The organism is Brachyspira hampsonii (assembly GCF_001746205.1).
Classification (GTDB): Bacteria; Spirochaetota; Brachyspiria; order Brachyspirales; family Brachyspiraceae; genus Brachyspira; species Brachyspira hampsonii_B.
Window position 1 is genome coordinate 137,636 of sequence record NZ_MDCO01000001.1, and the last position, 23,262, is coordinate 160,897.

A 23,262-nucleotide genomic window follows, 5' to 3' on the forward strand; every position below is an offset into this window, starting at 1 on the left:
GACAATAACTCTGTTCCAAAAGATAGCAAGTTCTTTTCCGCAGAAAATAAAACTTTTTCTCACTTATTTATAAAAAATAAGGCAAAAAAATAGGACTGTTTTTAGCAGTCCTTATAATAATTATACCTATTAATGCTTATATATTATAGTATTTTTAGTTTCTATTATTATATTTTTATTATTAAAGTTACTGTTATGTTGTTTTATAAAACCTATTAAATCATTTTTATTTATCTCTTCAAATGAGTTATTTATTTTATCAAAATCTAATCCGCAATATATACCATTTTCTTCATCCTCATGATAACCTAAGAAAGATATTAATAAATTATCCATGTCATTATCAAAAAAATATCTTGATAATTTTTTTGCACCTTCTTTTGAGTATTTACCATACTCAACTAATTCTTTTATTAATTGTTGTTCTGTTAATCTAATCATTTTTTAATTCCTATTTTTTAATTATTTATGTGATGACAATAACTCTGTTCCAAAAGATAGCAAGTTCTTTTCCGAAAAAAAGTTATTTTTTTTCTCACTTATTTATTAAAATTAAGGCAAAAAATAAGGGGCTTAATGCCCCTTATTTATTAAAGCCCTTTCATAAATAGCTTACATCCTGCTATATTATTATTAATGCTTTCTTTTAATTCCTCATAATCTTCTATAACACTTTTATTATTTTCTAGCATTTCAAGTAAAGATTTAAACTTATCTGCCGCATATTCATATTCTTTTTTTTCTAATAAGTCTAAAGCCTTTTCATAAACTATAAAAAACATTCTTAATTTAATCATCTTTAATTCCTCTTTTTTAAATATTATTCTAGTATGACTAATGATTTCATTCAAAGCTAATATATTTGTCTGAAAAGCTATACCCTCTATAACTTTTGTAATATCCTTTATTTTAGCACTAGACTCATAAACATCTTCTATCATTTTAGTAGTATCAGCTATAACACTTCCGCCTTCTACTACCGCATTTCTAGAAGCTATCATAACTTCATTTCCATCTACTGAATTCTGAGCTGAAGACTTTATAGTAGAAGCCATCTCCTCCATAGATGAAGCCGTCTCCTCTAAACTTGATGCCTGATACTCTGTTCTGCTTGCTAAATCCTCACTTCCTTTATGTAGTTCTGAAGCGGCATTTGCTATTTCCTTAGAAGAATTAAGAACCTCTGAAATCACTTCTATAAATCTATTTCTCATCATATCAAATGCATTCGATAATTCTCCTATTTCATCATGCCTATTGGATAATGAAGAGTTGAAAACAAAATTACCCTTAGCCATCTGATAGGCTTCATCAACTATATTTTTTATAGGTTTAATAGTTTTACCTATATAAAATCCAGATATTATAGAAGATAATATAATGCCTGCTATTCCTAATAATGTTCCGATTATAGTGATTTTTTTGCTTTCCGCATATAATAAATCTTCTGTAATACCTGCCATCATGATCCAAGGCTGAGTTTTCATTTTCTTAAAAAAAGCTGTTCTATCAATATCTTGAAAATTATATGTAAATAATCCGGAATTCTGTCCTGCAGGCGGTCTTAATGAAGCATTAGGTATAATACCTATTGTAGAGTCTACATTATGATATACACATAGCAAATCTTCTTCATTTAAAACAAATATAGACCTTTTATCAGACAATTCATTTCTAGCGTCTTTTAAAGTATCATTTATTATTTTACTCCAATCAATAAAAGCTACAAAACTTCCTATAAGATTATTTTCTAAATCATAAATAGAATGAACTACAGGAAGTACAAATCCTTTATTTATATCTGATTTATATATAATATCACTAGTAGCATGATCATATCCGGAGTCAGCAAACTCTTTCCATAATTGAGGATATGTAGAAGCCATGTCTAATCCAGCATTTTTCTTATCTCCATTATAAGCCTCTATTACTTTACCGTCTAAATCTATCAAATCTAATGTTAATATATAATCATTATTATCAAATAAATTTATCATAGTACTTATTGCTTTATCTCGGACATTTTCACTTTTTGTCTGCATATATTCTATTATTGCCGGTATTCTTGAATATGCATCCATTATAAGAAGCTGATCTTCAAGCATTGTATCCAATAAAGTTGAATAACCATTAACTGAAGTTTGAAATCCAGAATATGTAGCCTCATTTATGGCTTTGCTTGATATTTGTATAGATGAAAATATAATTGTAAAGGACAATACAACTATAACTATATTAACAATTAAAGGAATTTTAACTGTTATACTATTAAACTTTTTCATAAAATACCTCTATAAATAAAAAATTATTAAATATTTTAAAGAGTAGGTATGTTATTTTGTAATAAGAACACTCTAACACTATTTGCTATAGTATAGTTTAATTAAGAAAAAAAGTCAATTACATTGCACTATAATATAAATTTATCATTATAAATAACTTAAGAAAAAGTTTAATATGTATAATTAAAAAACAATATAAAAAATATTTATTAATTTTCAATTATAAAGTGATTTAAAGTCTAAAAAATGACATTAATTCTTCTAAATGCTTAGCCTGATCTAATAAAGATTTAGATGCTGATGTAGACTGCTCTACTAAAGAAGCATTCTGCTGAGTGATGCTGTCCATTTTGGATACTGCTGTGTTTACCTGATCTACTCCTGCCTCCTGCTCTACTGCTGTATGACTTATATCACTCATTATCTTAGAAGTTTCTGCTATTTTAGTTTCTATATCTGTAAATATTTCCTGAGAGTGCCTTGCCATTTCTGCTGATTTATTTATCTTTTCATAAATATCTTCTATAAGCAAAGTGATGTCTTTTGCTGATGCTTGAGAGTTTTGAGCTAAGTTTCTAACCTCACTTGCTACAACCGCAAAACCTCTGCCCTGATCTCCTGCTCTGGCTGCCTCTACCGAAGCATTCAAAGCTAATATATTTGTCTGAAAAGCTATACCCTCTATAACTTTTGTAATATCCTTTATTTTAGCACTAGCCTCATAAACTTCTTCTATCATTTTAGTAGTGTCAGCTATAACACTTCCGCCTTCTGATACTGCATTTTTAGATTCCATCATAACTCCATTACAATCAACTGAATTTTGTGCTGATGACTTTATGGTAGAAGCCATCTCCTCCATAGATGAAGCAGTCTCCTCTAAACTTGATGCCTGATACTCTGTTCTTTTTGACAAGTCCTCAGTTCCTTGATAAAGCTCATTTGCTGCATTTGTTATTTCACTTGAAGATAATAATATCTCTTTTATCATACCTGAGAATTTATTTCTCATATCAGAAAATGAAGTCAATAATTCTCCAATTTCATCATTTCTTGATTTTATGTTAGAACTGAAAGCAAAATTACCAAGAGATATTTCCTTAGCCTCTTTAACTATATACTTTATAGGCTTAATAGTTTTTCTAACATAAAAAAATGAAAATAAAACAGAAACTATTATTCCTATTAAACCTATTATAATACCATTAAGAAGCATTTTTCTAGGTGCTGAATAAATTAATGATTCTGATATTCCATCTGCAAGTGTCCAAGGCATTGAACTCATTTTCTTGAAAAAAGCTAATTTATCTATATTAAAATAATTATATTTTACTATTCCGGATTTCTCATTTGAAGGTATATTAATATCAATTTTATTCTTAAGCTCTTCAACCATATTATGATATACAAACTCATTATCATTATTGATAATAAAAATAGTATTATCCTTTGAAAAAGTATTACCAAATTTTTCTAAACTATCTTTAATTATCAAAGACCAATCTATAAATCCAATAAAAGCACCTAAAAAATTATTATTATAATCAAAAATAGGACATAACATAGGAAGTACATACCCATTATTCATATCATGTTCATATATGGTATTAGCTATAGTAACATTATAATTTCTGGAAACAAATGTATTCCATAAATCAGGATATACATCAGAAACTTTAATTCCGCTTTTTCCATCATTTCCTTTATATGAAGTTAATACACTTGAATTAGTAGAAAGTATATATGCATTTGTTATGTATTCATTGTTATCCAAAACCTTTTGCAATGTGATAAAAACAGTAGCTCCCATCCAACCTGAATTATCCTTAAGATAATCTATTATAACAGGCATACTAGAATAGCTTTCCATAAGTAATATTTGATCTTCTATAGTTTTATCCAAAAAATTACAATATCCATTTGCTGATGATTCTACATACTTATTAACATAACTAAATATTTCATTTCTAGAAGCACTGAGCAAAGATAAAATTATAAAAGCACATATAATAACTGTAGCTATACTTAAAATTAATGGTAATTTTACTGATATGCTATTAAATTTTTTCATGAATACAAATCCTAAAATGTTTTTTAAAATATATTAAAGATTGTTATATTAGAATTTTATCATATACTCTATTAGACGAAAAAAGTATAAAAAAGTTTCCAATACAAAAATAACAACTAAGGCAAACTTAACATAATACTTCAATACATAAAACATTTAAAAATTAATAATGTAAAACTTAAATAGTATTAAAAAATAGAAAAATTTTATTTAACTCTAAAGAAAGACATAAGTTCTTCCAAATGTTTAGCTTGATCTAGTAAAGATTTTGTAGCTGCTGTTGCCTCTTCCACTAAAGCAGCATTCTGCTGAGTAATACTATCCATTTTGGATACAGCAGTATTAACCTGATCTACTCCAGCTTCCTGTTCTACAGCTGTCTGACTTATATCATTCATAATTTTTGAAGTTTCTTCTATTTTAAGCTCAATATTGTTAAAAATGTCCTGAGAATGCCTTGCCATTTCTGCTGACTTATTTATTTTTTCATAAATATCTTCTATAAGCAATGTAATATCTTTAGCTGAAGTTTGAGAGTTTTGTGCTAGATTTCTTACTTCACTTGCAACTACAGCGAAACCTTTTCCCTGATCTCCTGCCCTTGCGGCTTCTACTGCAGCATTTAAAGCAAGTATATTAGTCTGAAAAGCAATGTCTTCTATAACTTTTGTAATATCTTTAATCTTAGCACTTGCAGCATAAACATCTTCTATCATATTGGTAGTATCACCTATTACTACGCCGCCCTCTTTAACTGCATTTTTTGAATCTATCATAACTTTATTACCATCAACAGAGTTTTGTGCTGATGACTTTATAGTAGAAGCCATCTCTTCCATAGAAGAAGCGGTTTCCTCTAAACTTGATGCCTGATACTCAGTTCTTTGTGCCAAATCTTCAGTACCCTGATAAACCTCATTAGCAGCATTAGCTATCTCTGAAGAAGCAGCTAATACATCTGTTATAACCATTACTATTTTATCACGCATTACTTGGAAAGAATGAGAAAGCTCCCCTATTTCATCATTTCTATCCTTTATAGCAGCAGATAGAGTAAAATTACCTTCAGACATCTCTCTTGCCTCTTCAACTATAAATTTCATAGGCTTGATAGTTCTATGTATATAGAATATAGTTATAATTGTAGATAAAGCAACACCTATAATTCCTATAATAATACCTATCAATCTCATCTTTCTTCCTGGGGCATATAATAATCTATCGGTTGTTCTTTCAACCATCACCCATTCTGTAGAAGATAATTTCTTAAAGAATGCTGATATAGCTTCTCCTTCTCTTATGTAGCTAAGAAGACCAGAATCCTCATTACTAGGTATTACAAGAGATTCTGTAGCTTTGGAAAATAGTCTGTTTTTATTATTATGATAAACTATATCTAAATTATTATTAATTACAAAAAGAGTTTTCTCTTCTGAAAACTGGCCTTTTGAATCTTTTAAACTTTCATCTATAATTTTACCCCAATTCACATAAGCTATAAAAGCACCCACTACATTATTATTATCATCTCTTACACCCTGCAAAACAGGAAGTATAATATAGTCTTCATGTTTATATATATTAAATGATAACGATGTATTATAATTTTTAGAAATAAATGACTGCCATAATTCAGGATACATTGAAGATATATCCTCTCCTGATTCATCTTTACTTCCATTATATGACTCTATAACTTTACCATCCAAACTCAGCATAAATAAATCTATTATATAGCTATTATTCTCAAATAATACAGTCATGGTTCTGATGGCTCTATTTTGAACCTCTTCACTTCCTGTAGACATATATTCTTTTATTGTTGGAATATTAGCATAAGATTCTATAAGAATAGACTGATAAGATAGTATGCTATCTATTAATGAAGAAAAACCGTTAACTGAAGTTTCAAACCCTGAAGCTGTTACTGCATTCAATTCTTTAGTTGATAAGCTTATAGATACCGATATTATTATAACCGATAACATAATTATCATTACTGTTACCATAAGCGGTATTTTTACCATTATACTGTTTAATTTACTCATTTTAAAAGTTCCTGATTTTACAATAGAGATATTAATTTTACTCATATCACTATATTGCCTAATAAAATTATAAAAATTCGCAAATATTTTATACAAAAAATACTTGTATGTCAATATATTTTTCATAATTTTATAAGAAATATAATACATTTACACTTTAAAAATTATTAATATACTATTAGATAGAAATATTATATTAATGTGGTAAACTATATGATAATAATAAGGTAAATTAATAAAGTTAAGTATAACAATTTTCAATAATAGATCAATATTTATTAGTCTGTATATTATACCAATTCTGCCATTCGCTTATTTTCATTAATGAGCGTTTATATTCATATAAAAAATCTTTTTCAGTTTTTATAATATTGGGCTTATATACTTCTGGAGGATTTGACATAGGAATGGTTACATATTTTACACTTGAACAGCTCACTAAAAAAATTAATAATAATAAAAATCTAATTTCTTTCATATTCAAAACTTCTATAATAATTACTGATAATACTATTTAATGCTTTAATACTATCATCACTCAATTTTTTATTTTCTATAATGTCTATATATTTATCGCTTTTTGAAAAAGTTTCTGCTATATAAATCTGCTTTTTCTTAAAATAATTATCTTTGCTTAATAATTTATTAGAATACTCTAGTTTATATATTTCATTATTTAATTCATCTATCTCTTTGTTTTTTATATTTAATTTAATATTCAAAGAAGATACATAAACGAGTAAAGCTATTAATATCAAAGCCATATAAAAATACTTAGACTTTAATATATTAATTAATACTGTTATAAACATGATAATTTCCTTAAAAATTTATTTAATATCCTTACCATCTTTAGTATATTTATCATTTTTCATTATCTTCAAAAAGCCTCTCAAATCAGAACCGAAACTTACAGCATTAAGCCCAAGCAAAATTATCACAACAGCAATAGCCTCTTCTTTAGTAACTGTTCTGCCTCGCCAAATAAGATTAACAAATACCCAAATACAGCCTAGTAAAAAACTTATTATGCTTGTATATATAGAAAGTTTTTTATTGGCATTATGCTTATCTGTAAAATTAAATATACTCATTTACTATGCTCCGCATTATTTTTTAACATATTCAAAAAACTGCCTAAAATAAACTCTTTTAATTCTTTTATATCTTTATTTAATATGCTATCTTCTATCTCTCTCAAAGCCTCATTAAAGTCATTAATATTTTCTAATTCATTTTCAAATATTTCTCTGCTGTCAGAGCTATTTTCTACTAATAATAAATTAATTTTCTTTCTATTGTTTTCTGCATCTATATGTCTGTTTTTTATATCATCAAATATCCTATTAAGCTCCATATTAAAAAGAAGCATATTTGTATTAAGTATTATTTGAATATCTTTATTTTTAATACTTTTAATTTCGCTTTTTTGTAATAACTGATTAAAAGCTAAAATGATATTATTAATATATTCTTGTTTGTATTCTGAATATTTATGCCCCTCATATTTACTTATTCCATTTTTATAAATAACTTTTCTAAAAACTCTTCTCGTATAAACTTCCCAATTAAGAACTATATACAAAAAAGCTATATAAATAGTTTTAGTGATGTATTTATTTTTAAGATTATATATTTCAGCTTTATACTTCTTGATAGCTTCTTTATAATTATATTCTTTTTCTGTAGGTACTTTTATATTAAGATTATTTAAAAGTTTTTCTTCATTTATTATATCGCTGTTTAATATCTCTTTTTTAACTTCTTTTACATTTTTTATACTTCTTTCAATATTAGTATCATTTCCAAACTCTATAGTACCATTTTTCACATCAGCTTTCATATTAGCATGTCTTCCGCTTTTAATAATATTAAAAACGAAATATGCTATAACCATAGAAGAAATACAAATAAATACAATAGCAAAGTCGCTCATATTATTGCTATGCTCCCAATATTTTTAATATTCTATCAAATCTATTCTGCCTGTCTTCAAGCCCGTTATAACCGCCATTGATTAATTTAGTTACAGTTTTAACATCTCCTTTACGGGCTAACAAACCCAAGCCTTTCTCTCTCCAAAAAAGCAAAGCTATTTCTATAGCAGTATCAGGCTCTTTTGCCAAGTCTGGGCTGTTTACTAAATCAATATTTAATTTTTTACCGTAATATTCATAATTATTTTTTCCTGTAAGCTGTATTATTCCTCTGCCTCTATATTTGTAGCCTTCATCTTTGGAATTGCCTAATCTACCGCCGTAAACAAAATCTCCTATAGCCTTAGCACCCTTAGAGCATAACTCTTTAGCTTTCTCCATAGTCCCCACTCTTTTTTTGAATACTTGAAAAAGTCTTTCAGGTTTATAATTAAAACTCTCTTCAAGCCTTTTATAATTATTGCTTTCATGAGTAGTTTGAGCTAGAAACATAGCTACTTCTTTGATGTCCTTAATAGCATATTTATCAAAACCTTTATTTAAAGGATCTAACCATTTTTCATCAATTCCTATTTTTCTTATTTGTTCTTTTGTAAGCATAATATTGATACTCCCATAATTTTAATTTTGCTTTGGTAACTCTTGTTTTATACTAGCTACTGTTGAGTTTATATCATCAAGCAGTGCTTTCTCTTCTTCTGTCATATTATTTATATTTCTATTTAAAAATAAACGTGTAAGCTCCATTACTTGCTTATCAGTTTTATTTTTATAAAGATTTTCTCTTTTTTCTTTTATAATAATGTTATATTCCTCAGCAGTTATTAAACCATCTTTTAATTTTTCTTCCGCTGATTTTTCTATATAAGTATTGCTATTAATTTTATTATAATATATTTCATTTGTTTCAAATTTATACATATAGATACTCCTCATCTATAATATTCTAAAAAATAAGTAACTTTAGTAAATTGTGCTATTAATTGCGATGCTTCTAAAACAAAATCTAGGTATAAATTACATGAAGATGCAGTTCCAATTACTATGGTATTCTGTACATGCAGATAAGTACAAGGAAATAGAAGAGAAAAACCATTAGCTACTAATATTACTCTTTTTACATCAAAGAATGTTACATCATTTCTTAATTCCAATACTGTTGTTTGCTGTTGGTTAATAATACTGTCGCTTAAATTTAAATTTCTTTCACAATATACTCTATAAACTTGTTTTCTTACACCATTAACTATAGCTATTTTATTAGTAAGAGTTTCTTTTCCTGAATAATCATAAACATCAGGTATTTTGTTATTAACTATAGTTTCTATAGCCTGCTGTACATTAGCAGCACCTAACTGCGTATTAGTATCATTAAAACTTATTTGAGTTGCGTTTAAACTACTCATTTTACTATTAATAATGCTTATATTAGAGTTAGCAGTATCTATATTAGTTTTTACTGCTTCTATAGCATCTTGTACATTAGTAACTTCACTATAAATAGGGTCTAATGCGACATTTTTATCCGGTGTAAGATTAAAAGTGAAAACATCGCCTTGATTTATACTGCTTCCGTCTGTATATTGTAATGCGAAATTATACAATAACCCATTACTTGTATTTGTTGTTATAACATTATATTTTACAGATTTTCCAGAACTTGATGTTATTCCTGAAGTAGAAATATAATTACCATCTAAAGCAAAATAATTTGGTATGATATTATTAAATATATAAAAGCCTGATATTGTTCCTTGCCCCAAATTACTTATACTGCCTTTTATTTTTGTAATACCATTATCATTTTCTAATACTAAAGATTCTAATGTTTGATTATTAGCATTAGTAGTTAAACAAAATAAATTACTGTTATGATTTCTCAATACTCTATTTTTTACATTGAGGCTTATATTATAATTACCTGTAGATATTGGAGTATCATCTTGTCTAGCTATTGCCAAAGCAATTTGTGAAGACGAAAAGGTTAATGCAAATCCTGCTTTTAAAGGACTATCTATTTCAGATATGACACATTCATCAGCCTCTAAATTAAAATAATTTATTTCTTCAATACTTTTAAATATTTCTATTTCAAAAAACTGTGCAAGTATAGTATATATATTAAAAACTTCAGATTGACCTTCTATACTTTTTATTATAAATTGCATTATTGTACTTTGATAAGTCTGAGCTGAAAGATTTAATCTATAACTGCCGTCAGACTGTTTCGTTATAGTTGCTGGTATATCGCCTTTACCAGTTATTAAAACTAAATTAATAGTATCTGCTATTGGAGTTTTGAACTTCGGGAAATCATAGCCTGAAATATATTCTAAATTAGTATTTGTATTATCATAACTTACATCTGCAGCATCATTTGATCCGCCGCCGCCTGAACTTATTAAACTAAGTTTAGCTCTGTCTGTACTCCATTCTATTGCAGTGAAATTTTCATTTGCTTTATATAGTTTGCTATTATATATTATTAAATCATATATATAATAATTATTACCTATTATATATTCTTTACTAGTACCTCCATTTACATTTATAGTATTTCCATTTAAACTAATATTATTTCCTAATATCAAACTATCCTGCTTTGATGATTTTAATTTCTCTATTGCTTTTTGAACTGTATTCGTATTATTTCCAAAACTAGAATTACTATCATCATAAAAAGTATTTTCTGCTTTTATTAATCTCTCTAATTGACTTTGTATATTATTCCAAACAGGATTTTCTATATCTTCAAGCACTTTATACAAAATATTATCTCTTATTATAATTTGATTTTTATATATTCTACTTATTTCATCAAACCAAATGATAATATCCTGTAAAGGCTTTAATAATCCATTTAAATTAGTTAATACTCCATCTTTACTTTCATATCTAAAATCTTTTTGTACTATTAAAAAATTATCATTATATTCTACTAATTCATTCGATTTATAGATATTATTAAGCTCTAACTTTTTAAAAGGAGTTAAAAGATCACAATTAGTTTTTAAATAATAGTCTGTACTGTCGCTTGTAAAATCCTTAAAAACTCTGTAAAGATAGCCGTTATTTTTTATTATGTCATTAATTTTATAATCTACACTTTCATAATAATTTTTGATAGGGTAATTTATATCTAAACCATTTAACTTCTTAGCTATATCATCAAACATAAAAGAGGAAAAAGTAGAGCTATAAGTTGTTACTGTAAAATCAAATTTTTTATTTAAATCAATAGGCGGAAAGAAAACTATACTCTTAAAATCAAGTTCATTTCTTATCAAGTATACTTCATTATCTTTTATCTGAACAGTATTTAAATCCTCAAGCGTTTCCAAAACTTGAGGATAAACTTTTATACTGTCTATTAAAAACTCCATTTCTTCAACTGCCCCATCAACAGTGTAACCAATATCTGCACAGAAAAGCCTCTCTCCGGAAAAAATTTTTACCTGTACATTATCAGCATTAAGAGAAAATCCTCCTGAAACTGTTTTAAGTTCAAAAGTTTTATCTCTTATTCTATACTGAAAAGGAGCTTGTATATTATTTTCATTAAGCTTCATTTATGATGTTCCTTCATTCATTTATTATTTATTTTTTAATAGATTCTTAATTTAAGACTATAAATTTTATTAAAAATAATTTTTGAATATATTGTTAACTAATACATACCAATCAAAAAATATAATAGAACTATGATAAAAAAGAATTGCTGCAAATATAAATTATAGATTTTCAGCGAATATGATAATTTTATAATCTTACTCAAACAAAAAATCACACCTTATATCTTACCAAAAAATATAAATATGCTGTGATAGTATTCTCACTATTATTTTTTATTCCTAGCACTGGCTTGCTTTCAAATATTGGAAACCATTTTAAATTAGGAAGTCCAGCCTGCCAATTAGTAAAACTTTTTTGAAACTCTCCGCCATAATAATATTGTACTGAACTGCTTCCAAACCAGCCTATAAAAGGAGCAGAATCATTTATATTTTGATATAGCCCATAAGAAGAAAGAGAAAGTAAAGCATCAGTATTACCGCTTACATATCCTGCTACCTGCAAATACTCTAAATCATCTCTCCAATCTAATTCCCACCGCTGAGTGCCTGTTCCTGATTTTGTTACCGCTTCTTTTATTATAAAACTAGAATTATTTTTTATATCATCAATCATATTATTAATTTCCTCTATATACGAAGGTACTCCTACAGTTCTTTCAAACATATCATTAAGCACACCGGATGTTATTGATGTAGTTATATATCTTCCGCTTACTATTTTCAATTTTTTTCCGGCATAAGAATGATGAAGAAAATAAGTACCTCTTAAACCGTCTTTATTAAACCAAAATATTTGACCTTCTTTCGGCATATATTTATCATTTCCTATTTCACCTATAACATTTTGCAAATCTGATACCTTTATATTATTATCATATATTTCAAAAATACAGTCATTAAGAAATGAAAGTGAATTAGTTAAAAGCCCTGTAGATACAGCAACATAATTAGATGCTTCAAAAGGTTCAAGATATGGTATTTCAAAATATAAATCTTCTGCTATATGCAAAGCATTTTCATCTTTAAAAGGATTATATGTATTTGAAAGCCCAAAATAATTTAATATAGTACCTTTAGTGTTAGAAATCATGATATCTCCGCAATATATAAATTTGATTAAAATAAAAATGAAAAACTATTATAAAAATTATTTATTATTAATTGATTTATCTATTAAAATCTTAAATCTAAAAATAGCATAATTAAGACCTAATCTCAAATAATCATCTTCATCATAACGGCAATATACAAATCTTCCGCTTATTATCTGATACCAAGCCTCAAGTATTATTTTGTTCCAAAACAAAGAAGCTGTATACAAACTTATAAGACAGTCATTAAAATAACAAAAGTCATCATATTTAACTTCTCTATTATTAAAAGCATAATTTACAAGATTATCAATTTCTGTCTGCTCTATTACAGAAAAATGAGATAAATTACTCACTACATAATTCTTCTCTCGAGCAAAAAACTTTTTATCACCTGTGCAAACTCATTAATATCTTTAGTGCTCCATTCATCAAGAAGACTTACTGCAAGTGCACCATTTATTCTAACATCAAGCCATTTAAAAATATCATCATCAATAATTTTCTCTTCTTTCTCTCTTACATATTTAAGGTTTTCATTAAAGCTAGGACGATTAATATTTATAATATCATCGCTTTTAAACTTACTGCCTAAAGTAGAACGGCTGAACACTTTAACAGGCACAATATTTTCTCCATCATCTTTATAAACAATTTCTTCTATCATATATCTATTAAAAAAATCGACGCATTTAAATTCTAATTTTTCCATTTATATACTCCTTAATTTTTTTCACTTATATGCTATGACAATTACATTGTCATAGGTTCAAAAAATATAAGGAGATTTTATATACTCCTTAATTTTTTTCACTTATAAACTATGATCATTTTCAATTATTCTTTACCAAATTTTTATCTTAAGAATAAGATTTTAAAAATAAAAAAGCCCTATAACAAAAGTATAAGGCTAAAAAATAGAATATTAACTAATTTAATATATTTAATTTACGATTTTATTTTTTAATAAAGTTTTTACTTTCAATATAATAATATTAGATATCTCTTTAACTACTAAGATAATAATTATAATAGCACCCCACATAGCAGTTATCATGAATGGATCTAATCTCATCAAATTTAATCCTGTAGAAATAAACTGTAATATAATTGAAGCTAATACCATACCTGATAATTTTCCAAATCCTCCATTAGGATCAACCCCGCCAAGAAAACTAGCAAGAACTGCTACCAAAAGATATGACTCAGCATAATTAGCTTTTACTGAATTCATTTGTCCTATTAAAACTAAAGAAGCAAAAGATGCAAAACAGGCTGATAAAATATATTCTATTATAATAACTTTATTTACATTAATATTAGAGAATTTACTTGCTTTTTGATTAGCACCAGTCAAATATAATTGCTTACCATAAGCAGATCTATTCAATATAAAATGAGTTATAATAATTACTATGATAAATAATATAATAGCTACCGGAATATTTAAGATTTTACCATTTCCAATAAATACAAGCTCTTTAGGAAATCCAGATATTGTATACCCTTTGGTTAAAACCAAATTAACTCCTTGTAATAATGTCATAGTACCTAAAGTTACCAAAATTGCCGGAATATTAAATTTAGTTATTAAAAAGCCGTTAATTATACCTATAATAGCACTTGTAATAAATCCAATTATTATTGCTATTATAATAAATAATATATTAGCCTCCTGCATATTTCCATTAGTAAAAAAATTTAGAACTAGGTATATAATTATCCCATTTAAATTCATATTAGCAATTATAGATAAATTTATTCCGCCTGAAAGTTCAGATATCATCATTCCTATAGCTAAGAAACCAATAATAGGAAGCTGATAAGACATAGCATACAAATTGCTAAAAGATAAAAATCTATGACCGTTTGCTATAACCATCAAAATATAAACTAATACAAGTGTTATAACAAGGGAAAATTGTTCTCCTCTTCTAATTCTTTTTATAAAAGATGATAATTTATCTAGATTATACATTATTTCCCCCCATATCAGTTTTCAACATTTACGCGTACTATAGAATTTCTAGATTTGATTTCTTGAATTGCATTTACAAGTATACTAATTATTATAATAGCACCTATAAAAACATTATACCAATATGATGATATTTTTAATAATGTAAGACTATTACTTAATATAGCAAAAAGTAATACCCCTAACATTGTACCTATAACTGAACCCTTACCTCCTGTAATAGAAGCACCTCCCAAAACCACAGCTGCAATTACCTGCATTTCTGTTCCAACTATAGAATTAGGAATTACTGTTTGTACTATAGATACATGAACTATAGAACCAATTGCTGCTATAACAGCTGATAACACATATACAAATAATGTAGTTTTTAATATACTTATGCCAACACGTTTTGCCGCTACGCTATTACAGCCTATTAAATATATACTCCTTCCAAGAATAGTATATTTTAATATAAAAAATACTATTAAAGCCATAACAAACCATAATATAGTAACTAAACTAATTCCTATATTTATACCATTAGCATTAACTATTGTAAATAATTTAGCATCTGAAAACGACCAAAAATATGAAGGAACCTCATATAATAATTTTCCTTTAGTAACAACATATAAAATCCCATAAAATAAATTTTGAGTAGCTATAGTAATAATTATAGCAGGCATTTTATAATGATAAATCAAAAAACCATTAAACAGTCCAAATATAATACCAAAAATTATAGATAAAATAAAAGCTATATATATATTACCAGATATATAATTTAATAGTATATAAACTACAATATACTGAACTACCTGAGCAATGGCAGTAAAAGACACATCAACACCGCCGCTAATTATAATAAGTAAAACTCCTAAAGCAAATATACCCAAAACAGTATAAGACTTTAATATATTAGATATATTTTCATAATTTAAAAAATTAGGAGTTAAAGCAGATATTATGATTACAAGGATACAAATAATTATTGCAAGAACAACCTCTCTCTTCTTCAAAAAATTCAACATAGTATACATAAAAACACCTTATTTTTAATTTATTTTTTATAAAATCATAAACTACGTTTTTGTTCATCTAACATAGTTTGTATATCATTTTCATCTACACTGCCTCTATCAAAAATTTTATATATTTTACCATTACGCATTATCATTATACGGTTGCTATATGAAACTATTTCTTTTATTTCATCAGAAATTAAAATGACTGACATACCATTATCCTTAGAAAATTCTTTAATAGTTTCAAATATCCCGGCCTTAGCTCCTATATCTATACCAACTGTAGGACCATCTAAAATAAGTATTTTAGGATTTTCATCAAGCCATTTTCCTATGACTATTTTTTGTTGATTTCCGCCTGATAATGTTGAAACCTTATTATCTCCTGATTCAGCCTTAATAGATAATTCTTTTATCCAAAAATTTGTAATTTTTTTAATTATAGAATTATCTAAAAAACCAAATTTATTTTTAACTTTATTTAAATTTACAATAACCATATTGTCATTTATCGGGTAATTCATTATCAAGCCTTCTGTAAGCCTATCTTCAGGAACATATGCTATCTTTGCCTCTACAGCATCTTGTATACTGTTAATACGGCATTCTTTTCCATCTATATATATTTTGCCACTATCAGATTTAGATACTCCAAATAAAGATAATGCCAACTCTGTTCTTCCTGACCCCAATAAACCTATTATACCTAATATTTCTCCCCTGCGAAGATTAAAACTAATATCCTTATAATTATTCTTCTTAGTTAAAGAATCAACCTCTAATACAATAGGAGCATCTTTATCTATATCATCTACACCTGTATAAACGGAAGATTGTCCTACCATAAATTTCTCAATTTCTTCTACAGATGTCTCACTCATAGGCTTGGAAGCTACTAGCTTTCCATCTCTCAAGCATACTAAAGTATCACAAAGTTCTATAACTTCATCTAGCTTATGACTAATAAAAATTACAGATATACCATTCTTTTTAAGTTTATTTACTATCTTAAATAATTGATTAACCTCTACCCTAGTAAGAGCAGTTGTCGGCTCATCTAATATAATTAATTTTGAATTATTGTTAAGAGCTCGTGCTATGGCAATAAGCTGTTGAGAAGCTAAAGGAAGCTCCTCAACTATAGAATTTATATCTATATCAACTTCTAAATCTGCCAATATAGCCTTAGCAGATTTTGCTTTATTCTTAAAAAAAGCAAATTTGCAGCTATCGCCTATCATTCTTGGAAGACATATATTTTCCAAAACACTTAAAGTAGGAAATAATGATATATCCTGATATATAACACTTATACCATGTTTTATACCAGAAAGAGGTCCATAGGAATACATCTCTTTACCATCTATTTCTATTACACCAGAATCAGCTTCTAAAACTCCTGCTAATATCTTAATCAATGTTGATTTACCGCTTCCATTAGCTCCGCATAAAGCAAGGGCTTCTCCTTTTGCCAATTCAAATGATACATCATCTAAGGCTTTAAGGGCATTGAAACTTTTAGATATGTTTTTTACTTTTATAAAATTTTCCATATATTAACTCTGCCAAGAATATTTTTATAATAATACTTTATTTAGAAATTATAGTTATCTACATTTTCCACAGTAATAATTAAAGGTCTATTAAATAATATATTTTTTCCATTAATACTAGGAACTCCTAAATTAGGTATTTCTAGTCCTTGTTTAATTTCATCTCCTTTTCCATCTAAAATCATTTTGGCAATATGCACCATAGCATATGAAGCTTCGCCTGCACTCCAAATAATAGATGATGTTACAGATTTATCTTTTAAGAAAGGAGCTACTTCTTTAGGTGTAGTAGTGCCAAAAACAGCTACTTTACCTTCCATTGATTTTTCTCTCAAAGCTTGTCCAGCACCAGGAGCACCTTGACTTCCAAATGCTAATATACCTTTTAAGTTTGGATATATAGTTAAAAGCTCTAAAGTTTTTTGTCTAGCAGCATTTCTATCTTCTGATACTGGAAATTTATCATCTACCATTACTAAATTAGGGTATTTTTCTTTAGCATAAGCTATGGCAGAATCAGCCCATATATTATGTGCAGGAACAGTTAAAGATCCAACATAAATTGCATATTCTCCGCTATCACCAACAGTAGCAACTAATTCTTCAATAAACCTTTCTCCAAATTTAACATTATCTATCATTTCTATATCATAGTCAGCTCCTTCCTGATCAGGAGATTCATGAGTAAGAACAACAATATTATTTTCTTTAGCTCTATTAAAAGCAGGTACACAAGATGCTGCATTATTTGGAACTACTAAAATAGCACTAACACCCTGATTAACAGCATCTTCTATTATTCTAACTTGCTGTGCCTCATCTGCTGATGAAGGTGCCTGCATATAGGTCTCTACTCCCAATTCTTTAGCAGCATTTATAGAACCACTTTCATAATCTTCAAACCAAGCAGAACGCAATTTAGGTATAGTAACCATTGTATATTTTGAATCTGTAGAGGAAGCATTTTCAGTATTTTTAGTTCCATTACCTCCGCATGAAACTAAAAACAATAAAATAGCAAAACTAAATATTATTTTTTTCATTTCTTTCTCCTATTTTTTTATTTTTATTATTTTTTTATTCTTATGAATTATTATTTATGATGGATATCTATATAAAGGAGGCGGTATAGCACCTGCATTTCCTATTTCCAAAGTAATACCAACATTATCAGTAGATTCTAAGTAATAAAATTCATCTTCCCCTATTTTACCGCTCTGTATTACTTCATAGCCTTTTTCCTTATAATCTTTTATTGCTTTAGCACAATCTTTATAATAAAGTTTAATATGCTGTAAACCCTCTCCATGTTTCTCCAAAAATTCATTATAAATACTATATCCATCTAAAGGCTGCATTAATTCATATTGTATGCCTTCAGACCAAGCAACAGCCAAAGCATATCGTTGTGTATTTGGTTTACCTCTATACATAGAATCCTGTATATTATGAGGACCATACTCATATACATCCCAAGGTCCTATACCAAAATCATCATATAAATGCTTCATAGCTTTTTCAAGATTTGATACAACTTGTGCTATTTGACAAATTTGTCCGTCTCTCATATAAATTTCCTCCTAATTTATATTCTTATATTTTTATGCAAAAGCAGCAGCTATACCCTCAAGATTGGTATGCCTTTTATGCATTTTACTTACATCTATATTATTTCTATCTATAAGCATCATAACCATTATATCTGTAAATAAAAACATTGATTGCTCAAGTAAAGATGCCATAGGCTGTATAGATTTTACTTCATTATCTCCTCCAAAAATTTGACCAGGAATAAATACTGTAAAATCTGCTAATTGACCATGCTCATTTTCAGGATGTGCTGTTAAAACCCCAACTTTAGCACCTGCTTCTTTAGCACATTTTATAACATTTAACTCAACATTCGTAACTCCACATATATCTATCAGTAAATCACCTTTACCTATAGATGGAGAAGTAGTATCATATACAACATATGTATCAAATCCCATATGTTTTAATCTCATAGCAAATGCTCTAACTGAAAGCTGCATGCGTCCCATAGCATACAACTGAATAGTTTTAGCCTTTTCTATTTCAGATAACAAAACTTCTATTTCATCAAGTTTTACCATCTCCAATACTTTTTTATTCTCTTGAATTACTGTATGCACCAAATCTTTATATTCCATTTTATTACCTCTTAATTTAATATATTAATTAATTAATTTAATTAATATATTAAATAGTATATTCAAAAAAATCAGATTGTCAATTTTTTATAAAAAATAAATATTTTATATAATGACTTTATTATTTTATTTAGAGTTTTTAATACATATAAAACATTTTATCAATAAATAAAATAATTTTATATAATTTCATAAATCGGTTTTACAAAATATATATTATGAATTATATTGAATGGACTTGTTAAATTTTGAATTTATAATAATGATATTATTATATAATAATTTAAAATAATATTTATAATTTTAATAATTATGACTTTGGCTGCTTATAAAAAACACAATTTATTTTACCTACAGTACATACTAGGCAGTGCCATAGATACAATACATCTACAAAAATAAGCAGAAAAATATTTCTAGTATAGAACAACTGTATTTTTATATCTAATTTAATTTATATTATAACTACAATAATATTAATTATTATATAAATAAATATTTTACATGTTGCATAAATTATATATTCAAAATTAAAAATAATATCTTTAGATACAGACACACAGCATCTAAAAAACTGTGTAGCTACATAACTATGTTCTTTACAGAAAAATATATTATAATTTCAAATACTGTATTTAAAATATAATTACATTAGAATAGTTTTGAAACAAGTCTATTAAAAGATAATAATATATATTTTAGTAATTGAACTATATAAAAATAAAAAATTGCAATGAATACAATATATTATGATATAATAATATAAATAAAAACTATTTTTTTATTAAATTTCCTGTTTTCAGAATAGACTCTATAGCAACTATACTAGCACCTACCAATACTTCATCTTCCTCACAGCTGCCTAATCTCATATCCAAATTATCATACAATTCTGGAATGACTTTCTTAGAAATATTTGATTTGAGTTTTTTCAAAAAGTCTTCCCCAAAATGAACCATTTCATCACCTATAAGAATAACATCAGGATTAACAGTATTAACTAAATTAATAATACCAATACTAAAATATTCAATATTTTTATTTACTTCTTCTACAACTAATTTATCTCCATTTTTGTAGGCAGAAACTATATCTGAAAAATTAAAATTAACATTAAGACTTGACTGATAACCATTTCCCAAAGCCATTTTTATTCTCTTGGAAAGAGCGATTGTAGAACAATAATTTTCAAGACATCCTCTATTACCGCATTGACATATAGGACCATCAATTGATATGCTAGTATGCCCTATTTCCCCAAAAGTACCTGTAGAACCTCTCAATAACTTACCATCTACTATGACACCAACACCTATACCATGACCTGCTATAACATATGCAAAAGTTTTATTTTCATTATTATATTTATTAAAATACCAGCCAGCCATAACTCCTGCTTTAGCATCATGCTCAAAAAATACAGGTATATTAAATATATTCTTAAAATAATCTTCAACTAAAACCTGTTCCCAGCCCGGAAATTCATTAACACTAATAATTCCTGTTGTTCTGATAAAAGGTCCAGGTAAACTAATACCTATAGCTATAATATTGTCTTTTTTATATTCATTAAGTAAATCATAAACTGCATTTTCTATTATGTACAATGTATTTCTTACACCATCATTTACATCAAAATTATATTTTTTTGTAAAATAACATTTTCCAATTATATCAAATAATCCTATAGAAATATATTTTCTTGTAAGCCTAACTCCTATGAATTTATATCTATCACTATTTAAAGAAATAGCAATAGATCTTCTGCCTTTGCTTCCATTTTTAGAACCTATTTCCGAAACCAAACCTATTTTTATGAAGCCATTAATAATATTAGTAATAGTAGCCTGTTTTAAGCCAGATAATTTAGATAATTCTACTCTTGAACATACGCCTAATTGCATTAAAAGTTTAATAATAAGATAGCGGTTCATTTCCTGCATATCATTATAGTTAATACTTTTTTTCAATTTATCAATCATTAGAAATATTACCTTTTTAATAGTATTTGATTAACTTAATTAATTTACAATAAGTATAAATAAAACTTTTTTTTAGTCAATAATATAAAACTATATTTTTATTAAAATAGCTCCTCTCTGTCTGTAAATGCTATCAAATAATTACTGTTCATATCATTTGACTGTTCAATAGCTTTAAAATTACTCAAAGATATTGAAAGCTCTTTAGGCTCTATTGCGGGGAATGACGGACTTCCTCCAACATCTGAACTTACAAACACAAATGGATAATCTTTATTTTTAAATCTTGTTTTTGATGATATTATAAATGACTGCCTGTTTCCATTTAAAACCCTGTCATAAAAAAGCTCTTTTGACTGAGAATTAAAAACTGCATTGCCTGAAAAACTAAGTGTAAACTTTGAATTTGGAAATCCGTATCTTTTTGCTGAAATATTAAACTTCTCTTCTTTAGTCCATTCAAATGATAAAGAAACATCACTTACAGAGGAAGCCTCTGTTCCATTAATAAAAAGTTTGGTAGGATATTTTGAAGTCTGTGCCATTACAACATCTCTTTCTTCCGCCCTCTCTTCATATAAAACTGAATCTTTCTCTATTATCTCTTCATCTAAAGCCCATAATGAAGAGGTTATTTCTGTCATAGCCTTATTTGCAAAATTAAAATTTATTGATTTACTCTCACAGCCTATATATTGATTTCCATCCATATTCTTTGAACTGTCATACAAAGCTATATTATAATACTGTGCCTCTCCAAATCTCGGAGCTATTATACTTTGATATTTTGGATATTTCTTTTTACTCTCTTCTGTAAATACTCCGCTCTCTATAAGTCCTACTCTTTTAAAGCTAAGTAAATATTCTGTTTTATTATTTTCAGTATTATACTCTTTTAATTCATTTATTATATTGGTAAAATCAATTTCGTCTTCTTCACTTCCTGTTAATAAAAATGCTTTTACATTTGTTATTTTATTTAAAGCATCAATCAAATCTTTCTGCTTCATAGAAGTATAAACATCAATAAAATTACTGCTGTAACCATTATCTTCTTCTATTATAATTTCAAGCATATTAATACTTTCATCTTCTGAAGACTTATTAAATCTAACAGCAAAATTATTAAAAGAGTTAATACATAGTATATTTCCTGATGTTTCTTTTGTATGCACATTAGCCCATATTAAGCTCGCATAGTATGCATTAGAATTTGGAAAAGCTCCATAGGAAATATCTCCTGCATAAGTGGTAGCTCCTGCATAACTTTCAGAAGAAGGAGCACCTATATATTCTTTACTCATTGATTCTGTAGTAGGAGTAAGTCCAACTTGAGATGGATATATTAAATATTTTCCTTTAACATCATCAGAAGAGAAATCTATTTTTTCATCTCTATTTTTTGTCTTTGCTATTCTTACTTTATAACTAGAACCGCTTACAACTTTTAAGCCGTCCTCATCATTCATTAAATTACCTTTCAAATCAAAAATGCTCATTATTATACACTCACAATTTTAAAAATTATTTTACGCAAAAAATATTTTATACATTCCCGCCCACC

General features: G+C 27.0%; 22 protein-coding genes. All 22 read right to left on the minus strand.

Features of this window, described 5'->3' with window-relative positions:
• Nucleotides 1-129: 129 nt before the first annotated feature.
• Entirely contained in the window at nt 130-441 is a 312-nt protein-coding gene (locus BFL38_RS00600) for a hypothetical protein (RefSeq protein ID WP_008730285.1), read from the minus strand.
• A gap of 149 nt (nt 442-590) precedes the next feature.
• Nucleotides 591-2,282, minus strand: a complete 1,692-nt coding sequence (locus BFL38_RS00605) for a methyl-accepting chemotaxis protein (protein WP_256097162.1) — start codon at nt 2,280-2,282, stop codon at nt 591-593.
• Nucleotides 2,283-2,514: 232 nt separating this feature from the next.
• On the minus strand, nt 2,515-4,353 hold the full coding sequence (locus tag BFL38_RS00610) for a methyl-accepting chemotaxis protein (RefSeq protein WP_069725237.1): 1,839 nt from the start codon (nt 4,351-4,353) through the stop codon (nt 2,515-2,517).
• 206 nt (nt 4,354-4,559) lie between these two features.
• Complete coding sequence (locus tag BFL38_RS00615; RefSeq protein ID WP_083249352.1) at nt 4,560-6,446, minus strand: methyl-accepting chemotaxis protein; 1,887 nt, start codon at nt 6,444-6,446, stop codon at nt 4,560-4,562.
• A gap of 223 nt (nt 6,447-6,669) precedes the next feature.
• The gene (locus tag BFL38_RS00620) at nt 6,670-6,879 is read right to left on the minus strand and encodes a hypothetical protein (RefSeq protein ID WP_069725238.1); all 210 of its coding nucleotides are present in this window, start codon (nt 6,877-6,879) and stop codon (nt 6,670-6,672) included.
• Nucleotides 6,866-7,213 (minus strand): hypothetical protein, encoded by a 348-nt coding sequence (locus BFL38_RS00625; RefSeq protein ID WP_069725239.1) that lies wholly within the window; start codon nt 7,211-7,213, stop codon nt 6,866-6,868. Before BFL38_RS00625 ends, BFL38_RS00620 begins: the two co-directional genes overlap by 14 nt.
• Before the next feature lie 18 nt (nt 7,214-7,231).
• A complete protein-coding gene (locus BFL38_RS00630) occupies nt 7,232-7,495 on the minus strand; it encodes an endonuclease (RefSeq protein WP_069725240.1) in 264 nt (87 codons plus the stop codon).
• Nucleotides 7,492-8,337, minus strand: a complete 846-nt coding sequence (locus BFL38_RS00635; RefSeq protein WP_142950315.1) for a hypothetical protein — start codon at nt 8,335-8,337, stop codon at nt 7,492-7,494. Before BFL38_RS00635 ends, BFL38_RS00630 begins: the two co-directional genes overlap by 4 nt.
• Before the next feature lie 7 nt (nt 8,338-8,344).
• Nucleotides 8,345-8,938 carry a glycoside hydrolase family 19 protein gene (locus BFL38_RS00640; protein ID WP_069725241.1) on the minus strand — a complete coding sequence of 198 codons (594 nt, stop codon included), beginning with the start codon at nt 8,936-8,938 and terminating at the stop codon, nt 8,345-8,347.
• A gap of 21 nt (nt 8,939-8,959) precedes the next feature.
• Entirely contained in the window at nt 8,960-9,259 is a 300-nt protein-coding gene (locus BFL38_RS00645; RefSeq protein ID WP_069725242.1) for a hypothetical protein, read from the minus strand.
• 11 nt (nt 9,260-9,270) lie between these two features.
• Complete coding sequence (locus BFL38_RS00650) at nt 9,271-11,907, minus strand: phage tail protein (protein WP_069725243.1); 2,637 nt, start codon at nt 11,905-11,907, stop codon at nt 9,271-9,273.
• A 214-nt stretch (nt 11,908-12,121) separates the two neighbouring features.
• Nucleotides 12,122-13,003, minus strand: coding sequence for a phage tail protein (locus BFL38_RS00655; protein ID WP_069725244.1), 882 nt, complete (start codon nt 13,001-13,003; stop codon nt 12,122-12,124).
• 57 nt (nt 13,004-13,060) lie between these two features.
• Nucleotides 13,061-13,360, minus strand: a complete 300-nt coding sequence (locus BFL38_RS00660) for a hypothetical protein (RefSeq protein WP_069725245.1) — start codon at nt 13,358-13,360, stop codon at nt 13,061-13,063.
• On the minus strand, nt 13,360-13,716 hold the full coding sequence (locus tag BFL38_RS00665; RefSeq protein ID WP_069725246.1) for a hypothetical protein: 357 nt from the start codon (nt 13,714-13,716) through the stop codon (nt 13,360-13,362). The genes BFL38_RS00660 and BFL38_RS00665 overlap by 1 nt, the downstream gene beginning before the upstream one ends.
• Nucleotides 13,717-13,947: 231 nt before the next feature.
• The gene (locus tag BFL38_RS00670; RefSeq protein WP_083249353.1) at nt 13,948-14,982 is read right to left on the minus strand and encodes an ABC transporter permease; all 1,035 of its coding nucleotides are present in this window, start codon (nt 14,980-14,982) and stop codon (nt 13,948-13,950) included.
• Between the two features lie 14 nt (nt 14,983-14,996).
• Nucleotides 14,997-16,007: an ABC transporter permease gene (locus BFL38_RS00675; protein WP_083249354.1), complete on the minus strand. Its 1,011-nt coding sequence runs from the start codon at nt 16,005-16,007 to the stop codon at nt 14,997-14,999.
• A 35-nt stretch (nt 16,008-16,042) separates the two neighbouring features.
• Nucleotides 16,043-17,545: a sugar ABC transporter ATP-binding protein gene (locus BFL38_RS00680; RefSeq protein ID WP_069725247.1), complete on the minus strand. Its 1,503-nt coding sequence runs from the start codon at nt 17,543-17,545 to the stop codon at nt 16,043-16,045.
• Nucleotides 17,546-17,586: 41 nt separating this feature from the next.
• A complete protein-coding gene (locus tag BFL38_RS00685; protein WP_069725248.1) occupies nt 17,587-18,588 on the minus strand; it encodes an autoinducer 2 ABC transporter substrate-binding protein in 1,002 nt (333 codons plus the stop codon).
• A gap of 54 nt (nt 18,589-18,642) precedes the next feature.
• Nucleotides 18,643-19,113 carry a VOC family protein gene (locus BFL38_RS00690; protein ID WP_069725249.1) on the minus strand — a complete coding sequence of 157 codons (471 nt, stop codon included), beginning with the start codon at nt 19,111-19,113 and terminating at the stop codon, nt 18,643-18,645.
• Between the two features lie 33 nt (nt 19,114-19,146).
• Nucleotides 19,147-19,716 (minus strand): SIS domain-containing protein, encoded by a 570-nt coding sequence (locus BFL38_RS00695; protein ID WP_069725250.1) that lies wholly within the window; start codon nt 19,714-19,716, stop codon nt 19,147-19,149.
• Between the two features lie 773 nt (nt 19,717-20,489).
• Nucleotides 20,490-21,698 carry an ROK family transcriptional regulator gene (locus BFL38_RS00700; RefSeq protein WP_069725251.1) on the minus strand — a complete coding sequence of 403 codons (1,209 nt, stop codon included), beginning with the start codon at nt 21,696-21,698 and terminating at the stop codon, nt 20,490-20,492.
• A 101-nt stretch (nt 21,699-21,799) separates the two neighbouring features.
• The gene (locus BFL38_RS00705; protein ID WP_069725252.1) at nt 21,800-23,197 is read right to left on the minus strand and encodes a phage tail protein; all 1,398 of its coding nucleotides are present in this window, start codon (nt 23,195-23,197) and stop codon (nt 21,800-21,802) included.
• Between the last annotated feature and the right edge of the window lie 65 nt (nt 23,198-23,262).

Excerpts from the sequence above, each read along its gene's own strand:
- BFL38_RS00600 (WP_008730285.1), bottom strand. The coding sequence starts at position 441 with ATGATTAGATTAACAGAACAACAATTAATAAAAGAATTAGTTGAGTAT.
- BFL38_RS00605 (WP_256097162.1), bottom strand. The coding sequence starts at position 2,282 with ATGAAAAAGTTTAATAGTATAACAGTTAAAATTCCTTTAATTGTTAAT.
- BFL38_RS00610 (WP_069725237.1), bottom strand. The coding sequence starts at position 4,353 with ATGAAAAAATTTAATAGCATATCAGTAAAATTACCATTAATTTTAAGT.
- BFL38_RS00615 (WP_083249352.1), bottom strand. The coding sequence starts at position 6,446 with ATGAGTAAAATTAATATCTCTATTGTAAAATCAGGAACTTTTAAAATG.
- BFL38_RS00620 (WP_069725238.1), bottom strand. The coding sequence starts at position 6,879 with ATGAAAGAAATTAGATTTTTATTATTATTAATTTTTTTAGTGAGCTGT.
- BFL38_RS00625 (WP_069725239.1), bottom strand. The coding sequence starts at position 7,213 with ATGTTTATAACAGTATTAATTAATATATTAAAGTCTAAGTATTTTTAT.
- BFL38_RS00630 (WP_069725240.1), bottom strand. The coding sequence starts at position 7,495 with ATGAGTATATTTAATTTTACAGATAAGCATAATGCCAATAAAAAACTT.
- BFL38_RS00635 (WP_142950315.1), bottom strand. The coding sequence starts at position 8,337 with ATGAGCGACTTTGCTATTGTATTTATTTGTATTTCTTCTATGGTTATA.
- BFL38_RS00640 (WP_069725241.1), bottom strand. The coding sequence starts at position 8,938 with ATGCTTACAAAAGAACAAATAAGAAAAATAGGAATTGATGAAAAATGG.
- BFL38_RS00645 (WP_069725242.1), bottom strand. The coding sequence starts at position 9,259 with ATGTATAAATTTGAAACAAATGAAATATATTATAATAAAATTAATAGC.
- BFL38_RS00650 (WP_069725243.1), bottom strand. The coding sequence starts at position 11,907 with ATGAAGCTTAATGAAAATAATATACAAGCTCCTTTTCAGTATAGAATA.
- BFL38_RS00655 (WP_069725244.1), bottom strand. The coding sequence starts at position 13,003 with ATGATTTCTAACACTAAAGGTACTATATTAAATTATTTTGGGCTTTCA.
- BFL38_RS00665 (WP_069725246.1), bottom strand. The coding sequence starts at position 13,716 with ATGGAAAAATTAGAATTTAAATGCGTCGATTTTTTTAATAGATATATG.
- BFL38_RS00670 (WP_083249353.1), bottom strand. The coding sequence starts at position 14,982 with ATGTATAATCTAGATAAATTATCATCTTTTATAAAAAGAATTAGAAGA.
- BFL38_RS00675 (WP_083249354.1), bottom strand. The coding sequence starts at position 16,007 with ATGTATACTATGTTGAATTTTTTGAAGAAGAGAGAGGTTGTTCTTGCA.
- BFL38_RS00680 (WP_069725247.1), bottom strand. The coding sequence starts at position 17,545 with ATGGAAAATTTTATAAAAGTAAAAAACATATCTAAAAGTTTCAATGCC.
- BFL38_RS00685 (WP_069725248.1), bottom strand. The coding sequence starts at position 18,588 with ATGAAAAAAATAATATTTAGTTTTGCTATTTTATTGTTTTTAGTTTCA.
- BFL38_RS00690 (WP_069725249.1), bottom strand. The coding sequence starts at position 19,113 with ATGAGAGACGGACAAATTTGTCAAATAGCACAAGTTGTATCAAATCTT.
- BFL38_RS00695 (WP_069725250.1), bottom strand. The coding sequence starts at position 19,716 with ATGGAATATAAAGATTTGGTGCATACAGTAATTCAAGAGAATAAAAAA.
- BFL38_RS00700 (WP_069725251.1), bottom strand. The coding sequence starts at position 21,698 with ATGATTGATAAATTGAAAAAAAGTATTAACTATAATGATATGCAGGAA.
- BFL38_RS00705 (WP_069725252.1), bottom strand. The coding sequence starts at position 23,197 with ATGAGCATTTTTGATTTGAAAGGTAATTTAATGAATGATGAGGACGGC.